Origin of the sequence: Dorea hominis, from assembly GCF_014287705.1 — a bacterium.
Classification (GTDB): Bacteria; Bacillota; Clostridia; order Lachnospirales; family Lachnospiraceae; genus Dorea_D; species Dorea_D hominis.
Genome location: NZ_JACOOY010000003.1, coordinates 140,442 through 152,961 on the forward strand (window position 1 = coordinate 140,442; position 12,520 = coordinate 152,961).

The 12,520-nt window shown below is 36.7% G+C and carries 13 protein-coding genes and 1 pseudogene; 13 read left to right on the plus strand and 1 reads right to left on the minus strand.

Annotated features, from left to right (window positions below):
- Positions 1-110 precede the first annotated feature (110 nt).
- From H8S07_RS03300 to H8S07_RS03345, 10 genes are all read left to right on the plus strand, one after another.
- Entirely contained in the window at positions 111-338 is a 228-nt protein-coding gene (locus H8S07_RS03300; protein ID WP_118699468.1) for a DUF5348 domain-containing protein, read from the plus strand.
- A gap of 243 nt (positions 339-581) precedes the next feature.
- On the plus strand, positions 582-2,006 hold the full coding sequence (locus H8S07_RS03305) for a plasmid recombination protein (protein ID WP_279221582.1): 1,425 nt from the start codon (positions 582-584) through the stop codon (positions 2,004-2,006).
- Positions 2,007-2,010: 4 nt separating this feature from the next.
- The gene (locus H8S07_RS03310) at positions 2,011-2,382 is read left to right on the plus strand and encodes a TnpV protein (RefSeq protein WP_118045951.1); all 372 of its coding nucleotides are present in this window, start codon (positions 2,011-2,013) and stop codon (positions 2,380-2,382) included.
- Between the two features lie 126 nt (positions 2,383-2,508).
- A complete protein-coding gene (dcm, locus tag H8S07_RS03315) occupies positions 2,509-3,657 on the plus strand; it encodes a DNA (cytosine-5-)-methyltransferase (RefSeq protein ID WP_118045949.1) in 1,149 nt (382 codons plus the stop codon).
- Positions 3,658-4,830: a type II restriction endonuclease gene (locus H8S07_RS03320; protein ID WP_118699466.1), complete on the plus strand. Its 1,173-nt coding sequence runs from the start codon at positions 3,658-3,660 to the stop codon at positions 4,828-4,830. It abuts the gene before it with no gap.
- A gap of 1 nt (position 4,831) precedes the next feature.
- Positions 4,832-5,281 (plus strand): very short patch repair endonuclease, encoded by a 450-nt coding sequence (locus H8S07_RS03325; RefSeq protein WP_118045946.1) that lies wholly within the window; start codon positions 4,832-4,834, stop codon positions 5,279-5,281.
- A 106-nt stretch (positions 5,282-5,387) separates the two neighbouring features.
- Positions 5,388-6,449: a nucleotidyltransferase domain-containing protein gene (locus tag H8S07_RS03330; protein ID WP_186855410.1), complete on the plus strand. Its 1,062-nt coding sequence runs from the start codon at positions 5,388-5,390 to the stop codon at positions 6,447-6,449.
- A 1-nt stretch (position 6,450) separates the two neighbouring features.
- Positions 6,451-8,196 (plus strand): ThiF family adenylyltransferase, encoded by a 1,746-nt coding sequence (locus H8S07_RS03335; protein ID WP_118045942.1) that lies wholly within the window; start codon positions 6,451-6,453, stop codon positions 8,194-8,196.
- The gene (locus H8S07_RS03340; protein ID WP_118045941.1) at positions 8,177-8,662 is read left to right on the plus strand and encodes a Mov34/MPN/PAD-1 family protein; all 486 of its coding nucleotides are present in this window, start codon (positions 8,177-8,179) and stop codon (positions 8,660-8,662) included. The genes H8S07_RS03335 and H8S07_RS03340 overlap by 20 nt, the downstream gene beginning before the upstream one ends.
- On the plus strand, positions 8,646-9,473 hold the full coding sequence (locus tag H8S07_RS03345; protein WP_072446966.1) for a hypothetical protein: 828 nt from the start codon (positions 8,646-8,648) through the stop codon (positions 9,471-9,473). Before H8S07_RS03340 ends, H8S07_RS03345 begins: the two co-directional genes overlap by 17 nt.
- Before the next feature lie 728 nt (positions 9,474-10,201).
- Here the strand turns inward: H8S07_RS03345 and H8S07_RS14845 are convergent.
- Positions 10,202-10,345 (minus strand): annotated as a pseudogene (locus H8S07_RS14845) (DUF6783 domain-containing protein); the annotation flags it as partial.
- Between H8S07_RS14845 and H8S07_RS14850 the strand changes: the two are divergent.
- Genes H8S07_RS14850 through H8S07_RS03355 form a run of 3 tightly spaced genes read left to right on the plus strand, consistent with a single transcriptional unit; the run spans position 10,304 to position 12,394 of the window.
- Positions 10,304-10,423 carry a DUF6783 domain-containing protein gene (locus H8S07_RS14850; protein WP_334295017.1) on the plus strand — a complete coding sequence of 40 codons (120 nt, stop codon included), beginning with the start codon at positions 10,304-10,306 and terminating at the stop codon, positions 10,421-10,423. The pseudogene H8S07_RS14845 and the gene H8S07_RS14850 overlap by 42 nt on opposite strands.
- A 40-nt stretch (positions 10,424-10,463) precedes the next feature.
- Positions 10,464-11,153 carry a response regulator transcription factor gene (locus H8S07_RS03350; protein WP_118288098.1) on the plus strand — a complete coding sequence of 230 codons (690 nt, stop codon included), beginning with the start codon at positions 10,464-10,466 and terminating at the stop codon, positions 11,151-11,153.
- Positions 11,129-12,394, plus strand: a complete 1,266-nt coding sequence (locus H8S07_RS03355) for a sensor histidine kinase (protein ID WP_118288097.1) — start codon at positions 11,129-11,131, stop codon at positions 12,392-12,394. Before H8S07_RS03350 ends, H8S07_RS03355 begins: the two co-directional genes overlap by 25 nt.
- Positions 12,395-12,520: the final 126 nt, after the last annotated feature.

The window sequence follows — 12,520 nt, forward strand, 5'->3', positions numbered from 1 at the left end:
TGTAAACGATGTAAACGGAACTTGAAGGAAAAACTTAAAAAGTTAACTTTTAAAATCTTTTGAGCCCCGTTTACAAATTCCGTTTACAAACTGGAAAGGAGCAGACAATGATGAAACAGGGAAGATTAGGATATAACAGCAGCAATGGAAGATATGGATTATTATCATCAGACTTATGGATTGATACAGGATTTCATTGTGGAGAAGGACTGGAAGTGCTGGTAGATGATGAATGGGTACAGACCAGAATGGAGATGAATCTGGCAAGAGAATGGTATCTGGTGGGGACACCTTACTGCGGAAATCTGGAATATGTGCAGGCGAGAATATCGGAATAAACAGGTCTACGATTCGTTTCAGTCGGTGCAGAACAGACGTCCATAAGGACGTTATGCCCCCTGCAGGGCGCAAGGGGACTTTTGATGGACGGTACGGCTGTCGAAAGTGCTTTTGCGTTACTTTTGACAAAAGTAACAAAACCGCCGTATCCGGCGAAAGTTTCTTAAATATCGCCATGTCTGGCGTAAATAAAAATTATGTGCCATATCTGGCACTCAAACAGAAAAGAGGTGAGAAAATTTATGATGAAACGAACAATCAGTGGCATGATCGGAGCCGGTTCACTGGCTCATAACAGACGGGATTTTGTAGCAGAAAATGTAGATCCGGACAGAGTACAATTGAACATTTGTTATAAGAATGAGAATCTAAAAGAAGTTTATAAAGAGTTGTTTGACGATGCGGTGGAGAGATACAATATCGGGAAAAGAAAGGATCGGCAAATTGCAAATTATTATGAAAAAATCCGACAGGGCAAACAGGAGAAGCTGTTCCATGAAGTGATATTCCAGATTGGTAATCGTGAGGATATGGCGGTGGGAACAACAGAAGGAAATCTGGCTGTAAAGGTACTGGATGAATATGTAAAAGATTTCCAGAAGCGGAATCCGACACTTCGGGTATTTGGCTGCTATCTGCATCAGGACGAAGCTACTCCGCATCTGCATATTGACTTTGTTCCTTATGTGACCAACTGGAAGGGAAAAGGAATGGATACCAGAGTCTCACTGAAACAGGCATTGAAAAGTCTTGGATTTCAAGGCGGAAATAAGCATGATACAGAACTGAATCAGTGGATAAACCATGAAAAGGAAGTACTGGCGGAAATCGCAAAGCAACATGGAATTGAATGGGAGCAGAAAGGTACACATGAAGAGCATCTGGATGTTTACAATTTCAAAAAGAAAGAGCGTAAGAAGGAGGTGCAGGAACTGGAACAGGAAAAAGAAAATCTGACAGCAGAGAATGAAGGTCTGACTTCTCAGATTGCGGACGCAAGGGCAGATATTAAGCTTCTGGAAGAAGAAAAAATTCAGTTCCAGAAAGATAAAGAAACAGCGGAAAGACGTGCTGAGAAAGCAGAAACAGAATTGAAAAAACTGGAAGACAGAAGAGAATTTCTGCAACCGGTGATGGATAATGTCAGTAAGGAAATAAAAGAATATGGAATGATCAAAACATTTTTACCGGAAGCTACAGCATTGGAACGTGCGGTAACTTATCGGGAGAAGAAAATCAAACCATTGTTTATTGAAATGAAAAATAAAATCGGTGCAATGGCTGCACAGGTGAAAGAACTCACCAGAGAAAGAGATAACTGGAAAAGTAAGTTTCAGGAGAAAAAGAAGGAGTACGAAGATACAAAAAGTGAACTGGCAGAAGTTCAGAAAGATTATCAGAAATTGTCAGGTGAGAAAGAAATACTGCAGGGAATTGCAGACAGATATAACCGACTTTTACGCATGTTGGGGAAAGATATGGTAGAACGACTGGTGCAGGACGATATCCGGATGCAGGCGGAACTTGAAGCGAAAAAACAGAAAGAACAGAAAGAACAAATGCCGAAAAAAATAGGCGACCGCATACAATGGGCAAGAGAACGAAGTGAAGAACACAATGCACAGATAAAGAAGAATAAAACGAAATACAGAGGAATGGAGTTGTAAGAATATGAAGAAACAGATTTATGATGAAAAGAACGGACTGAGCTACACACTGCATGGAGATTATTATCTGCCGGATCTGGAAATCAATGAGGAAGAACCTGCATATGGAAAATATGGAATGATGCGAAAGCAGTTTCTGAAAGAACACCGGAGTGCAAGGTATCAGTATCTGGTACTGACCGGGAAACTGACGGAGCATTTAAATCAGGTTGATAAGGAAGCAAGAGAAAAAGTCGAGATACTGATGGAGCAGATGGTTGAACAGTGGGGAGTGACAGAAGAACTGAAGATGCAGGATCAGGTGGAATGGGTGAGGAGGATGAATAATATTAAGAATATTGCAGAAGAAAGTGTCATGAAAATTATATATTCATAGTAGTGGATAACCAATAAAAGGAAAAAAGCAAACGAAAGTATGTTCGTATTTTCGCTTGCTTTTTAAATTGCATTAGAGTATAATAGGGAAAAAACAGGTATAAATATATTCCCAGGAGTGATGAGAATGAGACAGGTACATATAAGAGTAGACGATGAGTTATATAATGAATTGAATTCTTATTCAGAAAAGAATGAACTGAGTATGCAGGACTGTGTCAGAGAAGCAGTAGCATATTATATGAGTGATGTAAAAAAGAAGAAGAATACAGGAAAAGAGAAAAAATTTACATTTATTGATCTTTTTGCCGGGATTGGTGGTATGCGTATTGCATTTGACCGGGCCGGCGGTCAATGTGTTTATTCAAGTGAATGGAACAAATACAGTCAGCAGACCTATTTTGCAAATTTTGGAGAACAGCCGGAAGGGGATATTACAAAAGTTAATGCTGCAGATATTCCGGATCATGACATTCTGGTTGCCGGATTTCCGTGTCAGCCTTTTTCAATAGCCGGGGTATCAAAGAAAAACAGTATGGGAAGAGCTACTGGATTTGAGGATAAAACACAGGGCACATTGTTTTTTGATGTCTGCAGGATATTGAAAGAAAAAAGACCAAAAGCATTTATGCTTGAAAATGTTAAAAATTTATGCAGCCATGATAAAGGAAGAACTTTTCAGGTAATCAGAGAGTCACTGGAAGAGTTGGACTATGAAATTTTCTATAAAGTTCTGGATGGACAGAATTATGTTCCTCAGCACAGAGAGAGAATATTAATTGTAGGATTTGACAGAGAACGCTATGGAGATAAAATTGATTTTGAGTTTAATCTTACACCACGTGTTCCAAAACCCGTTATGAGAGATATTCTTGATGAAGAAGTTGCAGATAAATACACATTGTCTGATAAATTGTGGACATATCTGCAGAATTACGCAGCAAAGCATCGGGCAGCCGGTAATGGATTTGGATATGGAATAGCCCCTTTGGATGGAGTGTCCCGGACATTGAGTGCCAGGTATTACAAAGATGGATCGGAAGTGCTTATTGCACAGGAAGGAAAGAATCCGAGAAGGTTGACTCCGAGAGAATGTGCAAGATTGCAGGGATTCCCGGATACATTTAAGATTCCTGTTTCGGATACACAGGCATATAAGCAATTTGGAAATTCTGTAGTCGTTCCATTAATGGGAGAAGTTGCAAAACTGATAGTTAACAACATTGAAACAATGGATAATGAGAAAGAACAGGATATACAGAGGAAGGTGATTTAAATGTCAGCAGGCTATGCGGAAATTGCGATAACATCAGTGTTAAACAGTGAAAAAAGCTTTTGCAAATTTCTTTCGGCAAATGATACAGGTGCGACCGGTGCTCATCAGTCGGGAATCCTGATTTCAAAAACTGCGATGGAAATGTTGTTCTCCAGAGAACAGCTTGAACAGGAGGGAATACCTAAAAGGACTGTAAAAATAAAATGGCAGAATGATTTTGAAACGGAAAGCTGTTTTACTTATTATGCAAGTAAAAACGAACTTAGAATAACAAGATTTGGACGAGGATTTCCGTTCCTGCATATAAATCAGACAGGTTCGTTGTTTGTTTTTACAAAACAGGCAGAAGAAAACTACAGTGGATATTTCTTGGATACAGAAGAGGAAATTGAGGAATTTCTTAATGCGTTTGGCATCAGTCCGACAGAAACAAACAGTTTGATAAATGTTGAAAATGTCCGGGCAGAAACACAGGAACAAATAGCAATTCAGGAATTTATAGCAAATCTTGAGGTGGATTTTCCAACGTCAGAAGAAATGTCAGCTACTGCAAGATATATACAGGACAGAGCTTATGATCATATTGAATATATACAGACAAATCCGGACAGGAAAATAATTGACTGGACTAATATGGAGTATACGCTGTTTCGTGCTCTGGAGTATGCAAGATATGGAGACATTATAACTAAGGGATTTTCAGATGTGGATGAATTTGTAAAAGTTGCAAATATGGTCTTGAACAGAAGAAAGAGCAGAGCAGGAAAAAGTCTTGAACATCATCTTGCTGCGATATTTGATGGAAATGCCATTCAGTATTCAGCTCAGACGGTGACAGAAGGAAACAAGAAACCAGATTTTATATTTCCTTCAGGAGAGGCATACCATAACAGCAGTTTTGATATTCAGAAACTAGTAACGCTTGCAGCTAAAACTACATGTAAAGATCGTTGGAGACAGGTCTTGAATGAGGCGAACAGATTAAAAGATTCACCCAAATATCTTTGTACGTTACAACAGGGAATCTCAGGAGCACAGATGGATGAGATGCAGGCTGAAAATGTAGTATTAGTAGTTCCGGAACCATATATTGTATCTTATCCGAAAGACAGACGGGACAGAATCTGGACCATTGCACGTTTTGTGAAGTATATACAGGAAATCGAGGGATAATATGGACATCAAGAGTCCGGAAGAACGTAGCAAAAATATGGCAGCGATACATTCCAAGAATACGAAGCCGGAAATATATCTGAGAAAATTATTGTTTGCCAGAGGTTACAGATATGGCGTGAATTCAAAAAGTGTGCCGGGGCATCCGGATATATACATGAGAAAATATAATACAGCAATTTTTGTACATGGGTGTTTCTGGCACAGGCACGAGGGATGCAAATATGCTTACATGCCAAGATCAAGGGTAGAATTCTGGCAGAAAAAGTTTGACGCAAATATAAAGAGGGATGAATGTGTTCGAAAAGAATTGATGCGTAAAAAAGTCAAAGTAGTAATTGTGTGGGAATGCACAATAAAGAAAATGAAAAAAGATGAAGAATTCCGAGAAGATAAATTGCATCAACTGGAGGATTATTTGCAGAATGAACAATATAGCTTGGAGATTTGAAAAATAATTTCAGTGATTAGTGTAACTTGTTTTAATCGGAAAAGAATGATATACTGATAATTATCAGCACTCAACAAAAGAGAGTGCTAAGGAAGGAGCGCGGAAAATGAGTTTGCAGACATATTTTAAAGAATTTAACAAAGTAATAAAAATGGATTATGACGTTAAAAGTGAACTGAAAGAAAAAAGAGATATTTTATTAGGTATATTAAGAAATGATGACGATATGCCTGCATTTGATGAGTACAATCAGGGGAGTTATAGTATGCATCTGGGGGTTGAACCACTGGATAAAGAATATGATATAGATGTAGGTTTACGTTTTCATGTTAATCGTGATGATTATGAACCAATGGACCTGAAAGAGAAAATAAGAGATCTGTTAAAAAATCATACTGAGTATGGCGCAAAAATAAAAAAACCATGTGTGACAGTAACATACAAGAAAGATGGCGAAGCTGCATATCATGTGGATTTAGTTACTTACGTTTATGAAGACAAAGATGATTCTGACAGTCAGTTATATCTTGCACGTGGAAAAAACAGGGATTCAGAAGAAACATGCTGGGAGAAATCTGATCCGGTCGGGCTTGTAGAATATGTTAATGATAAATATAAAGGTGACGATAACAAAGAAGATCGCGAACAATTTCGCAGAGTAGTAAGATATATAAAACGTTGGAAAAATAAGAAATTCAGTAGTTCAGGAAATGCAGAACCACCAAGCATAGCAATTACGTTAATTGCTGTAGATCATTTTGAAGCTTCAAAAAAATATGATTATATAGAAGAAAAATATTGTTATGATGATTTACAGGCTGTGATTAGTTTTGCAAAAGAAATTCAAAAGCTGTTTGTGTTTAAAGAAGTGAATGAAATTGGACGATTAATGTATACTATAGAATACAATTTGCCTTCTTCATTGAACTTTGAATCCGATGTTAATCTCTTCAGAAAGATGTCAGATAATTATATGACAGATTTTAAAGAAAAGATTGATGATTTGGTTGATGATCTGGAAGCTGTAAAAAGTGAAACAGATGAAGTGGAACAGTGTAAGATGCTGAGTAAAATTTTTGGAGATGATTTCCCGATTCCGGAAAAGAAAAATGCAGCCAAAAAACAAATGAATTTTATACCTTCAACAAGTGCATCAGGAGTAGATTAAGATGTTTTCACCAGAAGAACTCAAACGAATCTTACAGGAAAGTGATGTTATAAAAAATGTAAGCATTATAAAAGAGGCTAAATTATTTGAAAATGTCTATCAGACAGTTTTGCAGGGAGAACTGGTAATAAATGAAAGAGAATCGTTTGTTGTATATATAGCAGTTCCGGAAAAATGGTATAGAGATTTAGTGGATATATATGTTGCAGATTATAATGAACTTGTTTATATGCCGCATATAGATAATAAAGGAAAACTGTGTTTGTTTGAAACGGAAGGTATTTTGATAGATCAGAATTTACCTGGAATTATGATGCAATCATTATTGCGTGCACAGACAATTTTGAAACAAGGTTTTTCTGGAGAAAATAAAAACGATTTTATAAATGAATTTGAATTATACTGGGCTCAACTGAAAGATTGCAGAATTGCACATTTGGCAGTAGAAACAGATAGAAAAAATCGTATCGTAAAAGGGGGCATTAAAAAAAGTTCCAAAAGGAAAAAAGAAAAACAGATAGAGTATATAAAGAGATGCAAAAAAGCACCGATTTATATTGGAGAAAATGTTGAAAGTTTAAAACGTTGGAATCTGGAAAAAACGCCAGTCATGAATATAGCATATTTTGTAATATATTCTGAAAAATATATTTTCCCACCGGACATAAGAAAAAAACTGTCGATAGATTATTTGAATGCTCTTTTACATTTTGTGCCGGAGGGAGAACTTGCTTCAATTATGCCACGTTCTCGACAAGATAGAATTATTGTGTTTGAAATTCATCAGCCATCAGGACAGACACATTTTGTAGGAATGTATATAAAAGGTGGCATGTTAAAAGAGACTTCTCTGGAAAAAGTAGAAGAATTGCAGCCGTTGCTTATGGAAAGAGCTGATAAAAAGTTTTTGATGAAGCGTGTAACAGAACAGGACAGCGAAAACTATAAAAAAAGAATACTTATAATAGGCTGCGGTTCGATTGGTGGACATGTTATATGCGAGCTCGCAAAAGCAGGATATGAGGATCTTACTATTGTTGATTATGAGAAGTTGACGGAAGAAAATATATTCAGGCATGTGTTGGGAATGGAATATGTTAATCGTTACAAGTGCGAAGCTTTGAACACATATATACAAAAAAATATTCCGGAAGTAAAGATAACGACGTTGGCGGAAAGAATTGAAGATGCAATTACAGAAGAAGATATTAATTTTGAAGACTATAATCTGATTATCTCAGCGGCAGGAAATCATAATTTAAATCGTTGGATTAATTCATGGATACAAAATAACAAAATCAAAGTGCCGGTTGTTTATTTGTGGAATGAAGTATATGGTATTGGAAATCATGCTGCATATATAAAATATGGAAATTGTGGATGTTATGAATGTTTTTTTGACCGGGATGAAGAAACAGGAGAACTATATGACAAAACATCGTACTGCATGAGGGGACAGATTATAACGGAAAGTGCGGGAGGGTGTGGAAAGACTTACGTGCCATATGGAAATTTGGTTTCACTAAAAACAATGTTACTTTGTTTAAAGATGGTCAAAAATATTTTTGAAGAAAACCTCGATGACAATTTACTGATATCTTTAAAAGGAGATAGTGACTATCTGGAAAAACATAATCTGGAAACATCTGGCCGATATTTGCGACAACAGGAACAGATTAAAATATTGACTGGTAAGCAATTTGTAAATATTAATTGTGGTGTATGTAATGATTGTAACGGAAAGTAAAAACAGAAAAATAAAGATATGCGATCAAATATTGGAAGAAATATATAGTCAGATCCAGAAGAATGATTATGATCCAGAGAAAGGTGGAATTATAGTCGGACGGGAAAATCTGAATAATGAAAATATAATTCTTGAGTATATATCTAAACCATTAAAAAATGATATATGTACCAGAACCAGATATACCAGAAAAGATGAAGGGCATTTAAAATATTTTGAAAAATTGTATAATGAAAATAATGGTGTGTATGCATATTGGGGGGAATGGCATACACATCCGGAAGATATACCACATTATTCAATTATAGATTTAAAAAATTGGAAACGTATTGGTAAAGAAGATCCTAAAGGGGTACAATATCATATCATTGCCGGACGTAAAGCATTCAGCATATGGAGAATGCAAAAAGGAAAGCTTTGCCCGAAAAAAATATGTGAGGTAAAATGGAATGAAATCAATTTATGAAAGGATAAAAAATAATATCAGACCAATATTACAACTTCTGTTGCTTGTTGGTGTGTTCTTTGCTCCGAGAATATTTAAAATTACAGAGTTAATAAAGACCCCGCCTAAGCTGGAAGCGTCACAAAAAATATGTGATTATATTTTTTACTTTGCCTGGAAAGGTGGAGATTGGGCAATTGGTGTTTTCTTTTTAATAGTAGTATTGTTTATAATTAGAAAGTGGAATAAAACATATATGTTTAATAGAGGAAACTATTATAAACAGTACAGATATGGGTGGTATCGGATATGTTCAAAGATATTGGGGTACTCGGAATGTAACCTTATTCAGGTGCCGATATATATGCAATTTAAACTGGTGCTGAATGATACGTTCGATAAATATAATTGCGGAGAGTTTGATAAAAAAGAAAATGATACCATTTCAGTAAGTAAATCAAATTTTTCGCATGAAACAGATGAAGTGAATGTAATGATTTCTGATACATATCCTCTTTCATTGAGCCAATTACCGGAAATAAAGAAAAATATACCGACATTATTAATATCGCGTAATAATACTAATGATGTTAACAGATATGATAGTCCTGAATTAGTAAGGTGCGTTGTTAATGAAGTCAGGAGCTTAAATAATAATATAAAAAAAGTAAATGTTTATGCCACAACTAATCCATTAAATACAAAGAATATTGCCAGCAGTGCTTTTAAACTTGGAGGAAGAGATAATTTTAATGAAGTAAGAGTTTTCCAGCAAGAAAGGGATGGAATAAGAAAATTTAATAATAAGGGAATTGTCGTTTATAAAAGATAAGTCAGTGATAACACCATGATAACAAAATCCCCAAAAACCACACGGATACAGTGGAAAATCCGGACTTTCCCCCACAAATCACACGAAAAATCATCATTTGCACACCGCAATACGCCAGTCTGATATCGTGAAGGTGGACGTACTGTAGGATCAGGACGTGTTGCTACAATCATCGAGTAATATACGCGAAAGCAATGAATAAAGCGCCAATCAAGGCGATAAAAAAAGAGACTGCAAGCTTGCTTGCAAGTCTCTTTTTTTATCGCCTTGGAAGTGGGCATTTTACGAATGCCCGCGAACGAACGACGAAGTCGTGAGATTGGCGCATATACAATAGATTTGTTATCGCAAGATAACGTTGTGTCCAAACGTAAGAAACCGATGGTATGATAACCTATTGTAGTTCCCATAGCACGCAGTTTCCATTCTTCCTGGGTAGCGTTCAGCTTATCCAGCCGACAGTGAGAACAATGATTCAGATGCCGAAAAAGATATATTACAAGGTGTTTCTGATAGGTATGATCGTGTTGTGCGTGTTCTTGGAATAGAAACTGTAGATACAGCAGTACAGCAGGATATTCAAAACGAGAAAGTCATGGAAGAAAAGAGACGGATGGAGCAAATGCCAAAAGGAAGCATTTACGAAAGATTAGCCTGGGGAATGAAAAAGGGCGATAAGATCGTTCATTTACACTTTTGTATATATTGGAATAGCACTTTAGAAAACACTATGGTAAAATAAAGTGAAGAAAAATCGGAATTGACAGAGGTAATGAACTAGAGCGTGTCTGAAAAATCATTTCCGCAATCTGCAAGCCCCACTTTGCGGTATATTTTACCCTCATTCGGTTGCCGTAGCCCGCTACGCCGCCCTTATTCGGATAAAATCTCCCACAAACTGGGACTCGCAGCTCACGAAAAGCCTTTTTCAGACACGCTCTAGGTCTTAACGAAGAGGAGAAATAGTTAACAAAGAGAGGTGCATATGCTATGCCAGGGATACTCGTGGTTGAAGATGATGAAAATTTAAATCGTGGAATTACATTCTCACTGAAAAAATCCGGATATGAGGTTTTTTCAGCAGAATCAGTGAAAAAAGCGAAAAGAATTGCAAGTGATAATAATGTGGATGTTATCATTTGTGATGTGAATCTTCCGGATGGGAATGGACTGGAATTTGTAAGGTGGATGAGATGCAATTATAATACATACATTATTTGCCTTACAGCACTAGACCAGGAGATGGATCAGGTTATGGGATATGAAGCAGGGGCAGATGATTATATTACAAAGCCGTTTAGTCTTTCGGTACTTCTTTTGAAAATAGAAGCATATTTCCGTCGCAGACAGGAGAAAACGGAAGCTAGAAAGATGATTTCGGGAGATATCGTATTTATCGCAGGAGAAATGAAAGTCCTGATAAAGAGTCGTGAAATCAGTCTGACAAAAACGGAGTTGAAAATGCTGACTTTTTTTCTTCAGAATCCGAAAAAGATTCTTTCAAAAACACAAATATTGGAAAATGTGTTTGATCTGGAAGGGGATTTTGTGGATGAAAATACAATCGCTGTTAATATCAGAAGACTCCGTGAGAAAATTGAAGACAATCCGGCTGCACCGGTCTATATAAAGAATATCAGAGGTCTTGGGTATATATGGAATCAGGAGGTAAGGCAGTGATAAAGAGATATTGCAAGAAGATCACAGTAGCGCTCTCCTTGGTTTTGCCTGTCATATTATTGTTTGCAATATTAAATTGCTTTACCACGTATGTGTTTTATGAAGATTATAAATATAAAATGAATCTTATGACAGAGATTGCTGCAAAGGAAGAATTTTCCGGGCTGGATGCTGTTTCGGAATTGCTTAAGGATAAGGATATTGAAACTAACGAACAGGGAAGGCGATTATTGGAGCAATATGGATACTGGGGGAATAAAGGGAATGCATTTTATTCACAATTCCGGCATCAGGTTATGGTGACCGGTGCTGTAAGTACTGTGATATGCGTGCTTCTTTTGACTTTTTTACTTTATTGGAAGAAAAAAGAAGATGCGTGTCATCAGAAAATTTTAGACCAGTTGGAAGAAATTCTGATCAGATTCCGTGAAAATAAATTTGATGCTTTACTGAAAACGGAAAATCCAGCAGAACTGGAAAAATTGAATGACCAGCTTGAAGCAATCGGACATCATATTCAGTTGCTAAAGGAAGAAGCACGGGAAGAAAAAGAGAGCACGAAAGAAATGGTTTCTGATATCTCTCACCAGTTAAAGACACCGGTTGCAGCTTTGGATACATGTTTTAGTGTGCTGATGCAGAATGACTTAAGTGCCACAGAACAGGAGGAGTTTCGTATCCGTTGTCGGAGTGCTCTGGATGGACTGGAGACATTATTGCAGTCGCTTCTTGATATATCCAAGATGGAAACTGGACTGATTCAGATTAATAAGAAAAAACTTCCGCTTATGGATACTGTCATATCTGCTGTGAACTGTACTTATCCAAAAGCGGATGAGAAAGAAATTGAATTCGTTTTTGACTATGCAAAAGAGCTGGAAACATGCACGATTATGCAGGATAAAAGGTGGCTTGGTGAAGCTGTGATCAACGTTCTGGATAATGCGGTCAAGTACAGTCCGTGTGGTTCAAAAATATTTATCCGGTTACAAAAAAGAAACGATCTTGTAAGAATGGAAATTGAGGATCAGGGAATTGGTATTCCGCAGAATGAGTATCACAAAATTTTTCAACGATTTTACAGAGGAAGTTCCAGGAAGGTCATGGAAAAGAGTGGTACAGGAATCGGACTTTTTCTATCGAGAGAAATTATCGAAAAACACGGAGGTACAATCATGGTAACCTCCGGCAAAAAGAAAAAAGGAAGCACGTTTGTGATTCAATTACCATATGTTGGTTAAATTTTAAGTGGGCAGAAATCTTACAATTCTGTAAGACTTCTGCTCGTTTTTTGAAAGTGAAATGAAAGATTATCCTGATACAATTTGGATGTAGGTTGAAAAATGACCAATTATATAAACAGGCAA

Excerpts from the sequence above, each read along its gene's own strand:
- dcm (WP_118045949.1), top strand. The coding sequence starts at position 2,509 with ATGAGACAGGTACATATAAGAGTAGACGATGAGTTATATAATGAATTG.
- H8S07_RS03340 (WP_118045941.1), top strand. The coding sequence starts at position 8,177 with ATGATTGTAACGGAAAGTAAAAACAGAAAAATAAAGATATGCGATCAA.
- H8S07_RS03345 (WP_072446966.1), top strand. The coding sequence starts at position 8,646 with ATGAAATCAATTTATGAAAGGATAAAAAATAATATCAGACCAATATTA.
- H8S07_RS03310 (WP_118045951.1), top strand. The coding sequence starts at position 2,011 with ATGAAGAAACAGATTTATGATGAAAAGAACGGACTGAGCTACACACTG.
- H8S07_RS03300 (WP_118699468.1), top strand. The coding sequence starts at position 111 with ATGAAACAGGGAAGATTAGGATATAACAGCAGCAATGGAAGATATGGA.
- H8S07_RS03330 (WP_186855410.1), top strand. The coding sequence starts at position 5,388 with ATGAGTTTGCAGACATATTTTAAAGAATTTAACAAAGTAATAAAAATG.
- H8S07_RS03350 (WP_118288098.1), top strand. The coding sequence starts at position 10,464 with ATGCCAGGGATACTCGTGGTTGAAGATGATGAAAATTTAAATCGTGGA.
- H8S07_RS03335 (WP_118045942.1), top strand. The coding sequence starts at position 6,451 with ATGTTTTCACCAGAAGAACTCAAACGAATCTTACAGGAAAGTGATGTT.
- H8S07_RS03305 (WP_279221582.1), top strand. The coding sequence starts at position 582 with ATGATGAAACGAACAATCAGTGGCATGATCGGAGCCGGTTCACTGGCT.
- H8S07_RS03355 (WP_118288097.1), top strand. The coding sequence starts at position 11,129 with ATGGAATCAGGAGGTAAGGCAGTGATAAAGAGATATTGCAAGAAGATC.
- H8S07_RS03325 (WP_118045946.1), top strand. The coding sequence starts at position 4,832 with ATGGACATCAAGAGTCCGGAAGAACGTAGCAAAAATATGGCAGCGATA.
- H8S07_RS03320 (WP_118699466.1), top strand. The coding sequence starts at position 3,658 with ATGTCAGCAGGCTATGCGGAAATTGCGATAACATCAGTGTTAAACAGT.